29 protein-coding genes are annotated in these 19,036 nt (G+C 61.7%); 28 read left to right on the top strand and 1 reads right to left on the bottom strand.

Annotation, left to right across the window (positions count from 1 at the left end):
* Positions 1-13: 13 nt before the first annotated feature.
* The 17 genes from RMO89_RS11205 to RMO89_RS11125 all read left to right on the top strand — a co-directional run bounded on the left by RMO89_RS11205 (position 14) and on the right by RMO89_RS11125 (position 8,321).
* Positions 14-1,114: a DUF2213 domain-containing protein gene (locus RMO89_RS11205; protein WP_310533146.1), complete on the top strand. Its 1,101-nt coding sequence runs from the start codon at positions 14-16 to the stop codon at positions 1,112-1,114.
* A 15-nt stretch (positions 1,115-1,129) separates the two neighbouring features.
* Positions 1,130-1,576, top strand: coding sequence for a hypothetical protein (locus tag RMO89_RS11200; protein WP_310533144.1), 447 nt, complete (start codon positions 1,130-1,132; stop codon positions 1,574-1,576).
* A 15-nt stretch (positions 1,577-1,591) separates the two neighbouring features.
* Positions 1,592-2,572, top strand: a complete 981-nt coding sequence (locus RMO89_RS11195) for a major capsid family protein (RefSeq protein WP_310533143.1) — start codon at positions 1,592-1,594, stop codon at positions 2,570-2,572.
* Positions 2,572-2,757 (top strand): hypothetical protein, encoded by a 186-nt coding sequence (locus tag RMO89_RS11190; RefSeq protein WP_310533142.1) that lies wholly within the window; start codon positions 2,572-2,574, stop codon positions 2,755-2,757. The genes RMO89_RS11195 and RMO89_RS11190 overlap by 1 nt, the downstream gene beginning before the upstream one ends.
* Before the next feature lie 76 nt (positions 2,758-2,833).
* A complete protein-coding gene (locus tag RMO89_RS11185) occupies positions 2,834-3,124 on the top strand; it encodes a hypothetical protein (protein ID WP_310533141.1) in 291 nt (96 codons plus the stop codon).
* Positions 3,121-3,732: a hypothetical protein gene (locus tag RMO89_RS11180; RefSeq protein ID WP_310533140.1), complete on the top strand. Its 612-nt coding sequence runs from the start codon at positions 3,121-3,123 to the stop codon at positions 3,730-3,732. Before RMO89_RS11185 ends, RMO89_RS11180 begins: the two co-directional genes overlap by 4 nt.
* Positions 3,681-4,049: a hypothetical protein gene (locus RMO89_RS11175; RefSeq protein WP_310533139.1), complete on the top strand. Its 369-nt coding sequence runs from the start codon at positions 3,681-3,683 to the stop codon at positions 4,047-4,049. The genes RMO89_RS11180 and RMO89_RS11175 overlap by 52 nt, the downstream gene beginning before the upstream one ends.
* Positions 4,050-4,061: 12 nt before the next feature.
* Entirely contained in the window at positions 4,062-4,640 is a 579-nt protein-coding gene (locus tag RMO89_RS11170; RefSeq protein ID WP_310533138.1) for a hypothetical protein, read from the top strand.
* 1 nt (position 4,641) lies between these two features.
* Positions 4,642-4,992: a hypothetical protein gene (locus RMO89_RS11165; RefSeq protein WP_310533137.1), complete on the top strand. Its 351-nt coding sequence runs from the start codon at positions 4,642-4,644 to the stop codon at positions 4,990-4,992.
* Positions 4,992-5,759, top strand: a complete 768-nt coding sequence (locus RMO89_RS11160) for a hypothetical protein (RefSeq protein ID WP_310533136.1) — start codon at positions 4,992-4,994, stop codon at positions 5,757-5,759. The genes RMO89_RS11165 and RMO89_RS11160 overlap by 1 nt, the downstream gene beginning before the upstream one ends.
* A gap of 40 nt (positions 5,760-5,799) precedes the next feature.
* Positions 5,800-6,171: a DUF4054 domain-containing protein gene (locus RMO89_RS11155; RefSeq protein ID WP_310533134.1), complete on the top strand. Its 372-nt coding sequence runs from the start codon at positions 5,800-5,802 to the stop codon at positions 6,169-6,171.
* The gene (locus RMO89_RS11150; protein ID WP_310533133.1) at positions 6,164-6,541 is read left to right on the top strand and encodes a hypothetical protein; all 378 of its coding nucleotides are present in this window, start codon (positions 6,164-6,166) and stop codon (positions 6,539-6,541) included. Before RMO89_RS11155 ends, RMO89_RS11150 begins: the two co-directional genes overlap by 8 nt.
* 11 nt (positions 6,542-6,552) lie before the next feature.
* Entirely contained in the window at positions 6,553-7,065 is a 513-nt protein-coding gene (locus tag RMO89_RS11145) for a hypothetical protein (protein WP_310533132.1), read from the top strand.
* 8 nt (positions 7,066-7,073) lie between these two features.
* On the top strand, positions 7,074-7,481 hold the full coding sequence (locus tag RMO89_RS11140; protein WP_310533131.1) for an HK97-gp10 family putative phage morphogenesis protein: 408 nt from the start codon (positions 7,074-7,076) through the stop codon (positions 7,479-7,481).
* Complete coding sequence (locus RMO89_RS11135) at positions 7,481-7,681, top strand: hypothetical protein (protein ID WP_310533129.1); 201 nt, start codon at positions 7,481-7,483, stop codon at positions 7,679-7,681. Before RMO89_RS11140 ends, RMO89_RS11135 begins: the two co-directional genes overlap by 1 nt.
* Positions 7,629-8,060 (top strand): DUF3168 domain-containing protein, encoded by a 432-nt coding sequence (locus RMO89_RS11130; RefSeq protein ID WP_310533128.1) that lies wholly within the window; start codon positions 7,629-7,631, stop codon positions 8,058-8,060. The genes RMO89_RS11135 and RMO89_RS11130 overlap by 53 nt, the downstream gene beginning before the upstream one ends.
* A gap of 24 nt (positions 8,061-8,084) precedes the next feature.
* The gene (locus tag RMO89_RS11125) at positions 8,085-8,321 is read left to right on the top strand and encodes a hypothetical protein (RefSeq protein ID WP_310533127.1); all 237 of its coding nucleotides are present in this window, start codon (positions 8,085-8,087) and stop codon (positions 8,319-8,321) included.
* Here RMO89_RS11125 and RMO89_RS11120 read toward each other — a convergent pair whose 3' ends face one another.
* On the bottom strand, positions 8,322-8,876 hold the full coding sequence (locus RMO89_RS11120) for an HNH endonuclease signature motif containing protein (RefSeq protein WP_310533126.1): 555 nt from the start codon (positions 8,874-8,876) through the stop codon (positions 8,322-8,324).
* 141 nt (positions 8,877-9,017) lie between these two features.
* On the opposite strand from RMO89_RS11120, the gene RMO89_RS11115 reads away from it, so the two are divergent.
* The 11 genes from RMO89_RS11115 to RMO89_RS11065 all read left to right on the top strand — a co-directional run.
* Positions 9,018-9,464, top strand: a complete 447-nt coding sequence (locus RMO89_RS11115) for a hypothetical protein (protein WP_310533125.1) — start codon at positions 9,018-9,020, stop codon at positions 9,462-9,464.
* A 9-nt stretch (positions 9,465-9,473) separates the two neighbouring features.
* Positions 9,474-9,920, top strand: a complete 447-nt coding sequence (locus tag RMO89_RS11110) for a GTA-gp10 family protein (RefSeq protein ID WP_310533124.1) — start codon at positions 9,474-9,476, stop codon at positions 9,918-9,920.
* Positions 9,917-10,096, top strand: coding sequence for a hypothetical protein (locus RMO89_RS11105; RefSeq protein ID WP_310533123.1), 180 nt, complete (start codon positions 9,917-9,919; stop codon positions 10,094-10,096). The genes RMO89_RS11110 and RMO89_RS11105 overlap by 4 nt, the downstream gene beginning before the upstream one ends.
* A gap of 62 nt (positions 10,097-10,158) precedes the next feature.
* Entirely contained in the window at positions 10,159-12,945 is a 2,787-nt protein-coding gene (locus RMO89_RS11100) for a tape measure protein (protein ID WP_310533122.1), read from the top strand.
* The gene (locus RMO89_RS11095) at positions 12,942-13,547 is read left to right on the top strand and encodes a hypothetical protein (RefSeq protein ID WP_310533121.1); all 606 of its coding nucleotides are present in this window, start codon (positions 12,942-12,944) and stop codon (positions 13,545-13,547) included. Before RMO89_RS11100 ends, RMO89_RS11095 begins: the two co-directional genes overlap by 4 nt.
* Positions 13,544-14,200, top strand: a complete 657-nt coding sequence (locus RMO89_RS11090; RefSeq protein WP_310533120.1) for a hypothetical protein — start codon at positions 13,544-13,546, stop codon at positions 14,198-14,200. The genes RMO89_RS11095 and RMO89_RS11090 overlap by 4 nt, the downstream gene beginning before the upstream one ends.
* A complete protein-coding gene (locus RMO89_RS11085; protein WP_310533118.1) occupies positions 14,197-14,589 on the top strand; it encodes a DUF6950 family protein in 393 nt (130 codons plus the stop codon). The genes RMO89_RS11090 and RMO89_RS11085 overlap by 4 nt, the downstream gene beginning before the upstream one ends.
* Entirely contained in the window at positions 14,589-16,526 is a 1,938-nt protein-coding gene (locus RMO89_RS11080) for a phage tail protein (RefSeq protein WP_310533117.1), read from the top strand. Before RMO89_RS11085 ends, RMO89_RS11080 begins: the two co-directional genes overlap by 1 nt.
* 74 nt (positions 16,527-16,600) lie before the next feature.
* Positions 16,601-16,858, top strand: coding sequence for a hypothetical protein (locus tag RMO89_RS11075; protein WP_310533115.1), 258 nt, complete (start codon positions 16,601-16,603; stop codon positions 16,856-16,858).
* 4 nt (positions 16,859-16,862) lie between these two features.
* Positions 16,863-17,267 carry a hypothetical protein gene (locus tag RMO89_RS11070; RefSeq protein ID WP_310533114.1) on the top strand — a complete coding sequence of 135 codons (405 nt, stop codon included), beginning with the start codon at positions 16,863-16,865 and terminating at the stop codon, positions 17,265-17,267.
* Positions 17,257-19,036 (top strand): SGNH/GDSL hydrolase family protein (locus RMO89_RS11065; protein WP_310533113.1); only part of this gene is annotated, 1,780 nt, incomplete at its 3' end. The genes RMO89_RS11070 and RMO89_RS11065, both read left to right, overlap by 11 nt.

The following is a 19,036-nucleotide window of genomic DNA, read 5'->3' as shown; positions in this document are numbered from 1 at the left end:
TATCACCCGGTCAATGCAATTCTTTGACCGCCTTACCTTGGACAAATCGGCCCGCATCTGCGCGGACGGTTCACTTGTGGCCGAAGTGCTGGCCGCGCGGACTGGTTTGCAGGATTATGCATCCTTCGAAATGCCGGATCGCCCCGCGCACCTTGCCGACAAGACTATGCTTTCCGTTTATCGTCCGGCGTCCGAAGTGTTCAAGGCAGACAGCCTCGCAACCTTTGCCGGCGCACCGATCACGGTTGACCATCCTTCCGATGCGGTAACTGCCGACAACTGGCGCGAACTTGGCGTCGGCGAAATCCACGGTGATGTTGTCCGCGATGGTGAGCGCGTCCGCGTTCCGATCATCATCCGCGATGCATCAGCCGTGAAGGCCGCCACAACCACACATAAGCAGCTTTCCATGGGCTATGCCACCCGGTTGGTCTTCCCAACCGACGGCAAACACCCCGATGGCACGGTATGCGATGCCTATCAGACTGAAATTTCTATCAACCACATCGCACTTGTTCCGGCAGCTAGGGGCGGGCCGGAATTGCGCGTGGTCGATGAACGCGCCCCAATCTCACTGAAAGGAAACGTAGTGAAAAAGATCGTGCTCGACGGTCTGCAGGTCGATCTCGGGGATGCGGATGCTGTAGCCGCCGCGATCTCGAAGCTGCAGGACAAGATCGCCACTGGCGACACCGCCCTCACCGACGCGAACGGCAAGGTTGCCACGCTGACCGCCGAAAAGGCTACGCTCGAAAAGCAGCTCGCCGATGCGAAGCTCGCTCTTGAGCCGGCGGCTATCGAAGCCCGCGTTGCTGACCGCGCTGCATTCGTGACCAAGGCCAAGGCCATCAAGGCCGATATCGTCACCGATGGCCGCGCCGATGCCGACATTCGCGCCGAGATCGTCACGGCCTCGCTGGGCGATGCCGCCAAGGACTTCACCGCCGACCAGATGGCCGCTGCCTTCGCCGTTCTGGCCAAGGATGCCAAGCCGGCTGCCGTTGTGGTGAACATTGCGCCCGCCGCAGTGGTCGATGCTCGTAGCGACGTGGCCAAGGCGCGTGACGCATGGCTGGCTGACAAGGCTGGCGCACATCGCGCCGCTTCGGTCTAACAGGGAGATATTCAAATGGCTGTTCTTCAGAGCACTTTCGGCGAAACCTACGACAAGGGCTATGCGGGCATGGACGCCAGCGGCGAACTGTCCAACATCATCACGCGCACCCTCGAATCGGCTTCGGTCGCATTCGGCAAGGCGCTTTACGCTGGCACCGCCGACAATCAGGCTGTCACCACGCCGAGCGCGCGCCTTCTGGGCTTCGCACTGGCCGATAAAAGCCTGCCGGTCACTTCGACCCGCGCGGCTGACACGTTCATCACCGGCGACAATGTTGCGATCAAGAACCGTGGCTCGATCTGGGTTTCGGTTTCGGTCGCGGTTGCCGACGGCGATCTGGTTTACGTGACCAATGCCGGCGTGATCACCAACGTCTCGACCAGCAACACCCTCGCCACCGGCTGGGAATTTCAGGACACTCTGGCCGCTGCGGGCATTGGCCGCATCGTTCGTCGCTAAGGGGAGCGCAAGATAATGAGCAAGGTCAATTTCTATGACAGCATCGAAGGCGCACGTATCGCGCTTGATGCCGAAAACCCCAGCCTGCGGTTCGCCGATGCCATTCGCGGCGTCGATCTGAACGACGCGCAGCAGACCCTTTCGTTCCTCAATCCGCAGCTTCTGCGTGTCGAGCAGGCGGTCTATATGACCAAGTATCCTGCCGCCAACTACGCCGAATTCATGCCGGTTGACGTGCAGGGATCGATCTGGACTGCCGGTTCGCTGTTCTACAGCGGCGACGTGGCAGGCAAGGCCGAATGGTTCGATGTGGCGGCAGACGATATGCCCTACGCCGATTTCAGCCGGACGCAGTTCCTGCAGGAAAACCACATGGCCGGCATCGGTTACAAGTGGAACCGTGGCGATCTTGAGCGCGGTTCGCAGCTTGGCATCGACGTGCTTTCGCAGAAGGCGGGCGCTGCTACCAAGGTTGCCGAACGCTTCCTGCATACGGTTGCCACGCTCGGCGATGGCGTGAAGTTCACGACTGGCTTTTTCAACAATCCGCTGGCGACCACTGCCGCTGCCGGTGCAACGCTTGCGGCTTCGACGCCGGATGCGGCAATCGCCATCATCAACACCGCGCTGACTTCGGTCGAGATCAACACCGGCGAAACCTACATGGCCGATACGCTGGTTCTGCCGACTGCGGTTTACAATGCTCTGGCATCGCGCCGCGTCACCGATACCAACATGACCATGCTGGCCTATATCCAGGCCAATTCGGTTGTGCCGAACCTGACGATCAAGAAGACCCGTCACCTCACCACGACGATGATGACCTATGCCAACACGATGGAAGTTCACCGCTTCCACCTTCCCGGCGGCGGGCATCAGTTCTTCCCGATGTGGCAGAAGGGTCCGTTCTCGTGGGAAACGCCGGGCATCATGTCCACCGGCGGCTATGAGAACCGCATCCCCAAGGCCATCACCATCACCACGGGCATTGCGTGATGATCTACACGGTCACCAATAGCGCAGCCGGCGCACGGTGCGTTCTCGGCGGTCCCCTTGTGGACGCCGGGGCCACCGCCGACATCGAGCTAACCGATGATGAAGCCGTTCTGTTCAGCGAGCTGGGCGGCGTCACGGTGACCAAGGCCAAGGCAAAAGCTGAGAAGGCCGACGCCAAGGAATAACCCGCAGGGTCGCAACTGGGGGACTACGGGCCGCTTGCTTAACGGCGAGCGGCCCTTTTCATAGGAGTGAAGGGTCTTGTCTGAACTGCCGATCACGCCGGGACAGACCGAACGGTTCACCGCGACGTTCACCAATGACGACGGCACAGCGATTGACCTGACGAATTCGACCGTCTCGCTGAAGAGCGATGGCGCGGCGATTGCGGCCATTGTCACCGTGACCAATGCCATCGGTGGCGCGGTGTCTGTCCTGATTGACACTGACACTACATCCGCGATCACCCGGCGCGAGCGGGTGCGGTTCAAGCGCGTGGTGTCTGGCGGCGATACCTATCTCGAAGAATGGTTCTGGCTGGCCCCGCGATGAGCAGCGTTGCCATCACGCAGGGCAATGGCTCCACGGTCACCGTTGAAGGCGGCAACATTGTCGTGGCTGGCGGGCCTGCCTCGCTTGTCACCATTGCCCGCACCGGCTCGCAAGGTCCGACTGGCCCCATTGGCCGCTCTGGCATGGGCTTCCGTCGCTACACATCGGCGGCATACAGCGAGCTTTCGCCCATCGTGCTGCCCGCTGGCGTGGCCACGGCCATCCCGCTTGCTGCTGATGGCAGCGATCCGGCGAGCTATTATCAGGGGGCTTATGCGGGCCTGAACGCGGTATCGGGCGGGGAATTCCGGTCCCTTGCCGTGGGCGAGACGTTCCTGCTGCGCCTGCTGATGCAGGGCAAGTCGAGTGTCATGAACAACCGGCTGATCGTGCGGATGAACATCGGCGGCGCGGTCGGCAATATCGATCACGACTGGGATGAGTTCCCCTATTCGGCTGGCGAGGTCGGCGCGATGACGTTCAAGTTCACCGGCTATGCGCTCGATACCTTTCTGGCCAACGGGGCGCAGATGATTGCCACGGCTGATCAGGACGCATGGGTATGGGCACCGATGCTGCTGCACCTGCCGATGAGTGTGCCGGAATGAAGCGGGTCTGGTTTGACGAAGCGCGCGGCGTGATCGCGGTGACGGGGACGCGCAATGTTTTCCCGGCGCAATCGCTCATCGCCACTGCGGCGGCAGACATGATCACCATCGCCATGGCGGACGGTGAGACAACGATTGTCGCGGACAGGTTTGACCGCTTGGCGGGCATGGACGATGCGCCGTTCACCTCGCCCGGGGCCGCGCTGGCCTATTTACAGGCTGAATTTGCGATGGCGGCGGCAACGGCTGGCGATGGGCTGAACCGCACTGGCCACGAATTCCGCTTGGATATTGAATCACTACCAACATTGCCTTGAAGGGGAGATAACATGGGTTTGCAGACTTCCGATCATTTTCCGATCAGCCGCGCCGGGACGCTTTACAAGGTCACCGGCTCCGACATCATCGCGCTCATTCAGGCCAATGTCGGCACGGGCGAATATGAGGTGGCCAACATTGCCGCGCGCAACGCCCTGACCGGCGTTTCTCTCGGCGACCGGGTATTCGTGGTTGATGCCACCGGCGATGCGACTGTGTCTTCTGGCTGGGCAATCTACGTCTGGCGCGGTGCTGCATGGACGAAGGTGGCCGAAGAGGAGGGGCTGGACGTTGTCGTCGGCGGATGCAACCTGACCTATACCGCTGGCGCATCGAATGGCATCGTCGTCAGCTCGAATGGCACCGACGCAACCCTGCCCGCTGCCGACGGCACGAATGCCGGCCTGATGGTCCCGGCGCAGTTCAGCAAGCTTGGCTTCATCGCAGTGACGCAGGGCGTTGATCTTGATGCCATGGAATCGGCCAGCCATGCGGCGGTGACCACGGGCGGTTCGGCTTCGACCAATCCCATCGTTGTGACTGGGCAGGCTCTGACCTTCAGCATCGCCAACCTGACCACGGCCCCGTGATATGGCCATTCTGGCGACGGACAACCTGATAATTGACCGGGGCGGGACGCATTACAAAGCACCCGTGTCCGCGCTGCCCAGTGGCGGCGGCTCTGGGCTTGGTGGCCTCGCAACGATCACCATCCCGACCGCGCAATTGGAATGGGAAGAGACTGTCACCGCAACCGGCGTGACCCCCGCAAGCCGCATCATGGCATGTCTCGCGCCCGCGTTGGACGCCGACGAAAACGACCCGGCATTGCTGTCCGTGGTCAATCTCTCGGCCTCACCCGGCACCGATCAAATCACAATTTCCATAGCCTTCGCCGTTCCCGCGCAAGGTGCGATCAAACTGAACTGGAGTGCGATGTAATGGCTAAAATCTCACGCGATCTTGCAACGCCTACGGGCGGCTCTACCGTCCTTCACCCGCGCGAAACGATCATCGGCTCAGGCACGATTGGCGCGCTCAATGCTGAAGTGATCATCCCGGTGGACGGGTGCGCTTCGGTTGCGCTCGATATTCGCGGCACGTTCTCCATGACGCTGGAAGTCGCGGGCACGGTTGACGGCACGAATTACACGCTGATTCCGGTGCGCCCGGTCAATCAGGCGGCTTTGCAATATGTCGCTGCTGTCACTGGCACCACGGCGGGAACGTGGGTTGGCAAGTGCGCGCCGTTCCGCTCGGTTCGCGTCCGCTGCACGGCTTACACGTCTGGTTCGGCAACGACCGTTCTAGTCGGTGGCAACGCCCCATTGGACGACACGCTGCAAGGCCTTATCTCCCCGCTGGTTGTCACCAATACCGGCGCGGCTAGTGCGGCTGTAACGCTCACCCTGCCAGCCCCCGGTGCCGGTCTGCGCCAGTATATCACCTATATCGCCATGGTTCGCAGCGCGACGGTGGTGCTGACCGCCAGCGCCACGCCTACGGTTGTGACGACTACCAACCTGCCAGGCGCACTGGCCTTCACGTTCGGCGCTGATGCTGCGGCAATCGGACAGGACAAGTTCATTCGTGAGGACTTCGCCTATCCGCTCGCCGCATCAGCACAGAATACAGCAGTGACCGTGGTTGCACCTGTTGCGACGGGTTCGATCTGGCGCGTCACGGCTGGGTATTACGTCGCGCCGTGACGGCGGTAACGGCGATCATCCCCAAGGAACAAAAGACACCATGGCCTATACCGCGCAGACCGTAGAGGACTTCAAGCGCCGCTATCCGGCGTTCGATGCCGTGGCCGATGCAACGGTGCAGTATTGGCTGGAAGAGGCCGAGACGGATTGTGCGATCTGGGCTGACGATACCCGCCCGCGCGCCGTCTTGACGCTTACGGCCCATAATCTGGCCAGCAATGGGGCAATCAGCGGCGCGATCCCGGCTGGCCTGACATCGTTCAAGTCCGGCACATTCTCGGCCACCGTCTCCGATGGACTGGCGAGCATGACCGGCTATGCCGCGACTACCTATGGCCGCGAGTTCCTTGCCATGCGCCGGATTGCCTTTGCTGGCCCCATCATGGCGTGGACGGCTCCGACCGATGTTTGACGCGGTATTCGCCAATCTTGCTACCAGCTTCTCCGCAGTGTTTGGCGGACCCTATGAGGACGCCACGGCGAAGTGGCCGGGGTCCGATGCTGAATATGACACCGGCGGCTCGATCACGACGCCGGGAACGCCGGTGTTGCTCGCCTGCAAGGTGCAGTTCGATGCCGTGACACAGGCCATGCGAGCCGATGCCGGTTTCCTTGAGACGGATGTGCGGTTGATCGTGCTGGCATCGTCGATCACCGCCCCGCTCGATACGCGGGCCAAGATCATCGTGACCACGGGGCCGAATATCGGCGCGTGGGAGCTTCATAGCGCCAGCCTGGACCCGGCGCGCATTGGTTGGGAATGCCGGGGACGGCGCATTTAAGGAGAAATACAATGGCCGGAGTTACTGCTGAAATCGCCCTTGGCATCACCGCCACGATCACGGGCACGAATGACCTTGGCTCGCCCAAGATGCGGATTGAGCCGATCTCTATCCTTACCCAGTTCACCGAGGGCACGGCGGCAGTCGGGCAGGCCAACGTCCTGTTCTCCGATACGCGCACCATCGCAGCATCGGCGACTGAGAACATCGACCTTGCTGGCGCATTGACCGATGCATTCGGCACCACGATCACGGCGGCGGAAGTCGTGGCGATCTATGTCAAGGCGGATGCGGCAAACACGAATAATGTCGTGGTCGGCAATGCTTCGTCCAACGGCTTCGTTGGACCCATGGGCGCAACCGGCGTCTATGCCGTGAAGCCGGGGGAATACTTCCTGGCCACTTCGCAATCGGGATGGGCAGTGACCGCTGCCACCGGCGACTTGCTCAAGATCGCCAATAGCGGCGGCACCACGGGCATCACCTATGACATCATCGTCATCGGGCGGACTGTTGCGGCCTGACTATGGCAATGACAGGCAGGGACAAGCACGTTCAGCGTCTCAAGCGACTATCCGGCCCGGAAGTCGTGAAGGCCGCTGGGCGCGTCCTGTTCGTCGGCGCAGACATGATCAAGGCCGAGGCGCAGCGCGGCATCACGGCGGGCAGCGTCTCAGGCAAGGGCCATGTCGCGTCCAAGCCGGGGCAGTTCCCGAATAACGACACCGGGACGCTCAAGAACGGTATTCGCACGGCCATGACTGGCCCACTTGAGGCCAGTGTGACCAGCACTGCGCCTTATGCTGGGGCGCTGGAATACGGAACAAGCAAGATGGGTGCGCGGCCTTACATGCGCCCATCGCGCGACAAGTCCGAGCCGCGCATTCAAAAGCTGTTCGCCAAGGAAATCGGCAATCTGATCAAAAGGAGCGGCAACTGATGGCCACGATCACACTAGCGCAGGCTTGGACCTATCGCACCCCCATGGTGACGATCAACTATGGCGCGGGGACGCATGAAGTGCCGGACATTGTGCAGACCGCTGCGATCGATGCCGGCGTGACTGAAACCGACGAAGGGACTGACAATGGCGACCGGAATTCAACGCCTCGTCCGCCGCGCGCTGCTCGCAAAGCTTAAGGGCGATGCCGGCCTGATCGCCCTCGTTCCGTCGGCATCGATCCATCCGGCGGGCGAACCGTCATGGCCGTTCATTCGGCTCGACGCGCCTGTAACGCGCCGGCTGAAGGCGACCGGGCTTAACGGCGGCGTGGGCTCGTTCGACATTCACGCCTTTGCGCGCGACCGGGAAGTGGCTGGATCCGTGGTCGAAACCGGCGAGGATCATGCCGGCCGCATTGGCGGGGCTATCGAGGCGGCACTGGCAGACAACAGGCTTGCGCTGGAAGGCGGCGGCGAGGTGCGTATCACTGTGGACGACATGCGGCTCTTGACTGATGATGATCCCGGCGCGTGGCACTATTTCGCGCAGGTCAATTTCCGGGTGCTTGCCGCTTAAGCCGTTCGCGCGTAAGGTTCGCCCATGCAGGACAGTGATGAAGGCACGGGCATTGATCCCGTCTTGGCGGTCCTGATCGCGCAGCTTCATCGCAATGGCACTCTGGATAGCGCCGACGTGGCCAACATGCAGCGCCGCTTGATCGAAGGCGGCAACGAGACGCTGGCCGATGGGCTGGCGGGCGTGATCCTCTCTGACATGATCGACGATCCCGCCATGCGGCGCGCTTCCATCCATGTCTTGCCTGACGGCGAACGTTAGTCACCGCCCGTGGTTATCGTGGTAACCTAGTTCAATCTCTGCGGCTTTCCGGGCGGCAATGGCATCATTGATGTCGGCGAAAAGGCCAATGTGCTTGTAGCCCTTATCCACCTTGATCCTGGCCAGCCATTTACTGAACTTAGCATCCCACCTCACGCCCATATGGCCCGATTTGTTGTTCGTGGGCATCCGGCGGTTTCTCGAATTTTCACGGTGCGATACGCTTCGTAGATTGGCAATTCGATTATCGAGCGGATTGCCATTGATATGATCGATCTCATTCGGCCATTCGCCGTAATAGATGGCCCATGCAACCCGGTGCGCCTTGAATTTCATATCATGAATGCCGCCGATGTAGCATTTGTAGTCAGCGCCAGACCCGCGCATAGATGTGAAGCCTTCGGCACCAGCCCACTTGCTATTCCAGCTGTTGAAAATGCGGTCACTGTTAAACATCACGCGTGGGCGATGTAACCAAAACAGCCGCCCAGTCTCCGGCTCATAGCGCAGGAGTTGGCGGCACAGTTCGGGCGTGATAGTGGATCGGTCAGCCATAGCGTGTTACCTCACGTTCGTGGTCAGGGCCGAGCACTGTTGACGCAGTGTTTCGGCCCGTTTCGTATAGCCTGACGGCGGTAACGATGCAAGACTAAGGCGATTAGCGTCACTCCAAATTCACGCGATTGGAGATCTAAATTGTCCACTCCTAACGAAGCAGATTTTGCCCTGATCAAGATGGGCGATGGCGGCGGCACCGAAGTTTTCACCGCCATCTGCGGCATCGAGAACGTCTCGATCAACAATGCGGTTCAGACCAGCGACCGGACGCGCCGCGACTGCGCCAAGCCCGGCAAGATCGGCACTCGCAAGATCAAAGCCACCGGCAAGACCCAGACGATCACCGGCAGCGGCGGCGTGGACAAGGCCAATATCGCCTCGTTCGATACCGCGCTCGGCTTGGTCAAGAATTACAAGGTCGAGCTTTACAAGTATGACGGCACCGACACTGGCCTGCTTTATGGCACCTATGCCGGCGCTTACATGATGACTTCGAGCAACATGTCGTTCGATCCCAACGGCGACAGCTCGGGCGAAATCACGCTTGAAAGCGACGGCTCATGGACCTGGACGGCTGCGTCTTGACGGTGACATGTGGACACTGCCGTAACGACTGAATTCGGCGATGGGAGCTATCGTTTCTGGCTCCCGTTGCCGCAGGTTTTCGAGCTGGAGCGCTCCTGCGCCGATACGTCCATCCTCGCTATCGAGGAAAAGCTGCGTATCTCCATCGGGCAGGATGATGACGGCAAGACCGTTTTCATTGGTGGCGGGTCGGCATCGGTCAAGGAAATCCGCGAAACCATCCGGCTCGGCCTGATCGGCGGCAACTGCGGCATGATCGATGGCGATGAAGTCGAGATCGGCCCTATCCGCGCCAAGCAACTTGTCGAGATGTATTGCTACCCCGCCCGCCCGCTGGCCGAGAACGCGGCGCTGGCATGGCTGATCCTGTCATCCGCGATATTCGGCGTCAGGCTCAAAAAAAAAGCCGAGGCCGCGCCGATGAGCGATCCGAACCTTTCCGAAAAGGCCAGTTGATCGCCAACGCGGGCGCGATGGGCCTGAACTGGGAACGCCTGTCCCTTAGTGGTTACTTGGAAGCTCTAGAGGCCGCGAACGAGATGAACGACCCGAACGCGCCCAAGTCGCCTACCCCGGCGGCGTCATCGCAGCTCAAGCGGTTCATCGCCGCGCACCAAGCCAACGATAGTTGACGGCGGTAACGACAATCCATCCCGAACCCTAGCCTTACGCAGCCTGCCATTGGAGCGCCGACTTGGCCGAGATCGATCCCGTAATCCTGCAATTGAAGGCAGAGCTTGGCAAGTATGTCAGCGATCTGCGTTCAACGACGGCGACCGTGGACAAACTCCTGGGCGCGCAGGAAAAGCGCGCCAAGTCGCTCGAAAAGCAGATGGCGCAGTCGTCCGGCGCAATCAAAAACCAGTTGCGCGGACTAGGGGCTGCACTGGCCGGTGCATTCACGGGCCGCGAATTGGTCGGCCTGCTCGATAGCTTCACGCGGTTGCAGAACAACCTCAAGGTGGCGGGCCTTGAAGGCGACAAGCTGAAAGCGGTTCAAGACCGGCTTTTCGCGTCGGCGCAGAAGTATGGCGTGGAACTTGAGGGGCTATCCGGGCTGTTCGGCAAGGCTATCCTGTCTCAACGTGAACTTGGGGCATCGCAGGAGCAAATTCTGCGCGTCACAGATCTGACGGCGGCGGCACTCAAGATCACGGGCGTATCGGCGGCGCAGTCGGCTGGCGCGGTGCTTGGCCTTACCCAATCGTTCGCATCTGGCAGGGTCAAGGCTGAGGAATTCAACCAGATTGTGGAAGGCGGTTTGCAGCCGCTTTTGCAGGCCGCTGCCAACTCGGAAAGGTTCGGCGGGTCAATTGCCAAACTTCGCCAGGCAGTGGTTGACGGCAAGGTTTCCAGCCAAGAGTTTTTCAATGCCATCCTCGCGGGCGCGGGCACGATGGAGGGGCAGGCTGCCAAGGCCGCGCTCACCCTCTCTGCTGGCTTCACCACGCTCTCCAATGCGCTGACGGTCTATTTCGGTGAGGCGGACAAGGCTAACGGCGTGTCGGCGGCGCTTGGCGAGGCAATGGGCGCTCTGGCCAAGAACCTTGATACGGTCATCCCCGCGCTTTCCGTGATCGCCGTTGCCGCATTCGGGCGGTTCGCAGCCGGCGCATTGGTCGGCGGCGCGTCACTGCGCGCGCTGTCCGCCTATGCGTCGATTGCCACCACGAGCCTTGCCGGGACCGCCCTTGCCGCGCGCGGGGCTGGCGCTGCCTTGCTATCCGCATTTGGTGGGCCGGTTGGGCTAGCGATTACGGCTGTTGTTCTCGGGCTGGGCTATGCCGCAACCGAAAGCGCCCATGCGGCGAGTGCCAGCAAGGAATATGCTCAAAATCAGGAAACATTGCGCAAGGTTCAAGAGTCGGCGGCTAATGCTACTGACAATCTCGCATCGGCTACCGGACGCGCCCGATCCGAAGCCGTGGCAACTACAGTCGCAGTCCGCACCCTCACGAACGTCTATTACGAGATGGCCAAAGCCGCGCTTGTGGCCGCTCGTGCCCAAGTTGCAGAGCGCAAAGCCAAGGCCCCATCTGCCGCCCCATCCGGCTCATTCCAAGGCGTTGTCGGACGGGCAACGCGCGGTCTGAAAAACCTGATCTTGCCCGGAAATACGGCGCAGGATGAACAGAACGTCGTTACCCAAGAGGCGACGGTTAAAGGCTTTGAGCAGGAGCTTGCCCGTCTCGACAAGATGATTGCTGGCGGGCAGTCGTCACGCTCTGGGGCGGCGAGTGACACCAAGAAAAAGAAGGGCGCAGGGGCTGGCGCGTCCGGTCCATCTGCCAAAGAAATCGAGCGCCGGTTCAACGATGAATTGATCAGCCTGACGCAGCAAACGATCTCGGCGCAGGCATCAGTTGCGACATCGGCGGAGGAACAGGCTGAACTTGCCTTGCGCAACGTCGAATGGTCGCGTCGGAGCGCGATTGCGGGGATTGCGGCAGATAAAGACTACAACGCCGGCCAAAAGAAAATCCTGTCGGCTCAGGTGGAAGAACTCGCCTTCCATGAGCGCGCTCGCATCGATTTTGAAAAGAAGGCGCGGCTTGAGCAGGAGGCGGCGGCGCTGTCAGGCGAGCGTTACCGTGTCGATAGCGAGGCCCTGCAAGGCCAATATGAACTCGCCGACAGTCAGGCCGAGCGCAAGCGCATTGCCTTGGAGATGATCGATCTGGAGGAGCGCTATCAGCGGTCATTGCTGGATGCGATCCTTGCCAGCGAGGCCGCGACCGATGCGGAAAAGAAGCGCGCGCAGGTTGCCATCGACGGATTGAATGCGGCGTCCGCCGACCGCCGTGAACAGGCCAAGCGTGGCAATGAGACGCCTGCCGAACGCTATCTGCGCGAACTCAGGAAGTCGAAGGATTCGGTCAACGAGAGTATCGATCAAATCAAGATCGATGGCCTGAACGCACTAAACGACGGCCTCGTCGATGCCATCATGGGCGCGAAATCGCTGGGCGAAGTATTCAAGAACGTCGCCAACCAGATCGTCGCCGACCTTCTCCGCATCGCCATTCAACGGGCATTGATCGAACCGCTGGCTGATGCGTTGTTCGGCGGTGGGTCGTCGGGCGGTGGCGGGAGTAGCAGTGGCATCGGGGGCGGGCTTCTAGGCTTGGGAAATAGCCTTCTCGGCCAAGTTTTCGGCATGTCAGGCCGCGCATCCGGCGGACCAGTTCGGGGCGGTCAGATGTATCGCGTCAACGAAGGCGCATCACCGGGCCGGGTGGAAGGCTTCATCCCCCAAGGCTCCGGCACCATCATCCCGCTCGGCCGCATGAACGTGGCGCAGGGCGGAGCGCAGGGCGGCGGCGTTACGACCGTGCGGCTTGAACTGTCCGGCGACATCGACGCGCGCATTGACCAGCGATCCAGCACCGTTGCCGTGCAAGTCGTCCGCGCGTCCGCGCCGTCGCTGATCGATGCATCGGCGCGCGAGACAATGGCCCGCGCAGGAAGGCCGCGACTATGAGCGAGATCACCGTTCCCGACTATGATGGCCTGATTATCGATGGGCTATCCTTGCTGGCCCCGGCGCAGGTCAATCGCTCGATCTGGACCGGGCGACGCAAAGTCGTGGGCCTTGCCGGCACCGAACTGTGGCGCGGCAAATTGCGCTTTGATGACATTACCACCGAGCAAGAGGAACGGCCTTGGCGCGCGTTCCTGTTCGGCCTGCGCGGCCCTGCCAACTGGTTCCGCTGGTATCTCCCCTGCAATCGCCATATCGGCCCCATGCCGACCGTGGCAGCGGGGGCAACGGCTGGCGCTTACACCGTGCCGCTTGCCGGGATGCTGGCCAATGCCATAATCCTGCGCGCTGGCCAGTTCATGACCGTGCCCATGCCATCCGGCACCTATCGCGCGGTCTGCCTGATGGCCGATCTTGTGGCGGACGGGACCGGCGAGGCTGTGGCCACGTTCGAGCCTGCCTTGCCCGAAGCCCCGACGCTTGGCGCGACAGTTGAAACCGGCGCACCGTGGATTGCCTTCGCCCTCACCAATCCAGAGCAAGGCTTTGGCTTTGACGGCGGCGTTTCAACGGCATCCTTCGACGTGGAGGAGTCGCTATGAGCCTGCCCGACATCACCGCAATTGCCGCGCTTTCGGGCAGCGTCATCAAGCCGGTCTTTTTCGTCTGGCTGGACATCGACGGCGGGCCAGTCCGTTGCAACACCTCCGGCCATAACATCACGCCGACCGGCACCGGTGACGCTGATCTCGACGATCACGAATTCATCGGCATTGGCGGCGACTTCGTTGACATCACGCCGGTCAAGCATTCGCAAGGCGGTTCGGAAAGCGTCACGGCGCAGCTATCCGGCATTGCCGAGGTGGACGCTGACACGCTCGCGCTGATCGAGGATGCGGCCAATTGGCGCGGGCGGGATGCGCGGCTGTGGCGCGTGATCCGCAATGCCGCCAATGTGCAGCAAGGCGGCTATCACGGCTTCTACACCGGCAAGATGGTGTCGCTGCTGCATTCGGGCGACGATCAGGGCCAAGTCCTGTCCATCACCATTGAAAGCTATCTCGCCGTTTTCAGCGAAGCCAGCAACCGCACCTACATGGATCAGGACCGCTACGATGCTGGCGACCTGTCTGCCAAGGCCGCAATCGCCATCGCCAACGGAAACTTCACCGGCGCACCATCGGGCAGCACCTATAACGGCGCTGTTCTGGGCGGCGCGCGCAGTTGGCAAGATAGCTGGACGGCGCAGGTATGAGCCGCCTGCCCGATTGGGAGCGCCGACTGAGCGCCTATCTCGCCGACGATGGCCGTAATTGCTTCATCTGGGGTGAGAGCGATTGCGCGCTGTTCGCCACCGGCGGCGCGGCGGCAATGACCGGCGAGGATCGCGTGGCCCACTTTCGCGGCGTCTATACCACGCGGGCAGGCTCTGCGCGCGCCCTTCGTGATCTCGGCAAGGGAACGCTGATCAAGACCATGAACGCGCTGTGGGAGCCTGTCCGCCCCGCATTTGCCCAGCGCGGCGACATGGTGATGGTGCGTCAGGCGGTCGGCATCTGCATGGGCCGCGATGCCATATTCCTTGGCCTTGACGGTTTCGAGCGCGCGACCCGCGCCGAATTCACACACGGTTGGAGGGTCTGATGCCGCAACTGATCGCCCTTGCCGTTACCGCAGTCGCCGGTGCACTTGGCGCGTCCACGCTTGTCGCTGGCATCATCGGCATCGCTGCCAGCGTCGGTTCCTCGCTGCTGTTCAAGCCCGGGGCCAAAGCGCAGAAGAACAGCCAGGAGAACATTGACCGGCTGCGCGCCAGCATTGATCCGCGCACCCCGCGCAAAACAGTCGTCGGCATCACGGCGCTGGCCACCGATATCCGCGACGAGGAATTCACCAGCGACCAGTCCTATTTCAACCGCTTCATCGTTGTCGCCAGTCACAAGATCAACGCGATCAATGAAATCTGGTTTGACGACAAACTGGCATGGTCTGTGGGCGGCGGGGTTGCCTCCGAGTTCTCCGGCTATCTCTGGATAACACCCATCCTTGAGGGGTCGGCGGGCAATGCGATCAACCTGAGCGCGCGCATGGGCGCGACGCGGCGATACACCGGCCTCGCTTATGTCCATATCAAATACAAGCTGACCGGCAACACCTCGAAAACGGACAGCCCGTTTGCCCAGTCCATCACCACGCGCATCACCATTCGCGGCGAGGGTGCGGCGCTTTATGACCCGCGACTGGACAGCACCGTGGTAGGCGGCTCTGGCTCGCATCGTCCCGATGATCAGGCGACTTGGATCTGGGATGATGATGCCTGCCGCAATCCGGCGCTGGCCCTGCTGTTCTATCTGCTCGGTTACAAGATCGCCGGATTGCCAGCCGTGGGCAAGGGCATCCCCGCCGACCGCATCGATCTCGAAAGCTTCGCTATCGCCGCCAACATCTGCGACGAAACCGTCTCCACCGATGCCGGGTCCGAACCGCGCTATCGCTGCGATGGCGTGTGGAGCGAGGGCGATGCACCGACAACCGTAATTGACATGCTCAAGGCCTGCATGAACGCCGACCTTGACGACGTGGACGGCAAACTGCGCCTCACCATCTTTCACAATGACCTTGCCAGCATCGACGCCGAATTCACCGCCGACGATGTTCTTGGCGGGTTCGAGTGGCAGCGCACCCCGTCGCTTGATCAGACCTTCAACATCGTGCGCGGCATCTATACCGACCCGTCAAACGATGCGCTTTATCAGCCGGTCGACTATCCCCAAGTGGCCATCGCCAGCCCGGACGGCATTGACCGCATCAACCCGTTCGATTTGCCCATGGTGGAAAGCCCATTCCAAGCACAACGCCTCGCCGGCCTGCGCCTGCGCCGCCAGCAATACGGCGCGGGCACGTTCAAGGCCGAGTTTCAGGCGACGGCATGGGCGGTGCAGAAGAACAGCGTTGTCCGCCTCACCTTCCCGCCGGCCGGAATCGTGAACAAGCTATTCCGCGTGGCCGAGATGGAGCTACGCGTCGATGGCACCGTGCCGCTGCTGCTACGCGAGGAAAGCGAGGACATCTATGATGCACCGACGCTGGAGGCACCGATTGAGGCGGTTCCGTCGACGCCTTACGATCCGGCGCTAAATCCGATCATCGGTGCTGTTGCCGATCTGAATGGGCAGGTTGTCGGCATCACGAATGGCGCGGCCTATGGAACAATCAGTGGCACGACAACGACTACGTCCATGGTTGCAGTCGGCCCAGAAATGATCGTCGATGCTGGCCCGCTCGGCATCGTCGATCTCGCTGCCACCTATTCGTTCACAGTCGTCCCGCTGTCGGGCACTTATGGCGAATACGCCCAGTGGTATATGGACGTTGCCGGCACATATACCGCGCAGGGGACCGAGGAAATCCATTCGCTGCCGAACGAGCCTGATATCGGTCAGGTCGGCGATGGTGCATGCTATCACTCGGTGACCGGGCTCACTCCGTCGTCCACCTATAAGTTCAGGCTCTACATGCGGAACGCGGCAGGCACGACGACGCGCACGATCAGCGGTTTTTGCGGCGCGACACCGAGTTGACGGCGGTAACGGCAAGCGGGGCAGAGGGTTAGCCAAGGATCAGAGGCGCTTTGCCCTGATCCGAGGCGATATTCATGCCAGACATCAATCCCGATCTGAACGTCGATACCTCGCCGCTTGAGGACTATATCCCCATCACGCCGGGCTCGTCCGCGCTGGCCAATGGCCCATGCCGCGCCGTCCTCGTGACGGCGGCAGGCACGATCAACCTCACCACTTACAATGGCACCGACCGCGACGGCATCCATCTCGCCGCCGGTATCTGGCACCCTATCGTTGCATCGAAAATCCGCACGGGCGGCACTGCCACCGGCATTTTTGCGGGGTATTGATCCGATGCCCATGATCCTTGCCGGTGAACAAGACATCACCGCCGAACGCTATGCCACCGCCGAATATGACCTTGCCATTGCGGGCATCGATCTGACCGGGGCCGCAATGCATTTGCAGGTGCGCGATGCATGGAACGGCAGCGCTGTCCTGATCGATCTTACCGACGTTGCGACCGTGGGCGATGAGGGTATCGCGGTCGCATCAGTGGTCACGACCAGCGGTGTGCCCACTAGTCTGATCAAAGTCGTGATCGATGCGGCAACGATGGATACCGTTCCGGCAGCAAGCCCGGTTTACGGCGATCTTGATGCTGTGTGGGATCTGCACATCACGCCGGCTGGCGGTGTGCGCCATGTCTATTACCGGGGCAAGTTCACCGTGCGCGGGGGGTCAACCCGTGCCGCATAGTGACGCCGCATCCGCCATCTACACGCTGGATATTTCAACCGGCAAAGTCACTGAAACGCGGACGCCCATTGTCCTATCCGTGGGTTGGCCGATTGTCCTACCGCACATCACCGGCACCCTGCTCGTGGGCGAGACGCTGGGCGTGTCTGGCTCTGGCTGGACAAGCTACCAGTGGCTGTCGCGCGATGTCGTGTTGCCAGCGCATGACGGCGTGCTGTTCAGCACCGCGCGCGGCGATAGCTTCCTCGACTTCTGGGACATCCCGGCTGATGCCTCGCTGACCGCCAGCGCTGACGAGGTCGCGTTCAATTCGGCCAGCGTCGTCGCGCTCAAGATGAAGCTCAAGGACGAGGCGGGCGGGGTCTATTCCGGGTGCTTCGAGCGCAACTGGAAGGTCGAGACAACGTGGGAATACACCGCCAGCACCTTTGCGGCGGCGGGCGATCCGGGCGTTCAGGCAGGCTTCCTTGCCGACACGCCCAACTTCCACGGCGTCCAGCTTCCCGCGCATGGCGGCACGGCGGCGCAGTCGCTGGCCAAGGTGATCAACGTCGATTCGACCATCGACAGCAGCTTCGACACCGGCTTCACCTATTCCGCCGGTCAGCAAGTGACGATGTCGGTCGAGCGCGTTGGCGCAGACCTGATCGCCACCGTGGTCTATCCCAGCGGCACCCGCACGGTGACCAAGGTGCTGCACGCCAATCCTCAAGACGACCGTGAACTGCCGCGCCTGTTCTCCACGCCGATCATCGAATTCATGAAGGCCAATATCAAGCTGGTCGGCGCGGAAGTGTCAGTCGGCATCCCCGGCGAGAACTGGGGCGCGGTCTGCGGCACGTCGATCACGGCGAGCCGCGTGGCCACCAATTACACCGAGGGCTGGTCGCAACTGATCCGCGCCGATCACGCCAGCCGTGTGATGGTCTGCGGTGCACCGAGCGCGACTTCGGCCATGTGGATCGACAACCTGCCCGAAGTGCTGGCCAATGACCTCGCCACGGGGATGATGCCGGCAGCGATGCAGGCCAACCTGATCACGCTGGCGGGCCTGTGCGATGCGGCGGGGGTTCCCTTCGCCTTCGTCAACGCTCTGCCGCAGAACAATGCCCACGCGCCGACGATGAACACCTGGCTGGCCGGCAAGGTCACCAGCGACGGGTGGAACGTGATCGACGGCTATTCCGCGCTGCTCGGCACCGGCACCGAGATGGACGTGGCCAAGCGGTTTGATGCCGTCCACCCCAACACCGTGGGCATGGCCGCGCTGGCAGCGGTGGCCGAACCGGCCATCGCGGGCTTCGGCTTCTTCACCCTCAATCCCAGCGCCTTCACGCCGATCAGCGGCGCGACTTCATCAACCTATGTCCTGACCAACAGCGAGGCGAACAAGATGGTAAGCGTTTCAGTCGGACTTGCTATCGGCGGGACCGCGACGAGTGCGGCGGTCGGGCCGGTGACGGCCATCCAGCCCGTGCTTTCCGCCTTCACTCGCGCGAGCACGGCCACGTTCATCGGCGACGACGGTCTGCTTCAGACAGCAGCGATCGACTCCGCGCGCTATGATCACAGTCTGATCGCGGGGGAATGGCTGGGCCTGCTGATCGAGCCGGCTTCGACCAATACGCTGTTGCGCAGCAACGACCTGACGCATGCCGCCTGGGGAACCTTCGCTAACGGTACGGGTTCGATCAGTCGCACGGCTTCGGTGCACCTTGCTCCGGACGGGGTCAGTGGCTGCACGGAAGTCACGATCAATCGCGCTGATG

It is taken from the genome of Novosphingobium sp. (assembly GCF_031424035.1).
In the GTDB taxonomy this organism is placed as follows: domain Bacteria; phylum Pseudomonadota; class Alphaproteobacteria; order Sphingomonadales; family Sphingomonadaceae; genus Novosphingobium.
This window is presented reverse-complemented; position numbering and strand designations above follow the sequence as displayed.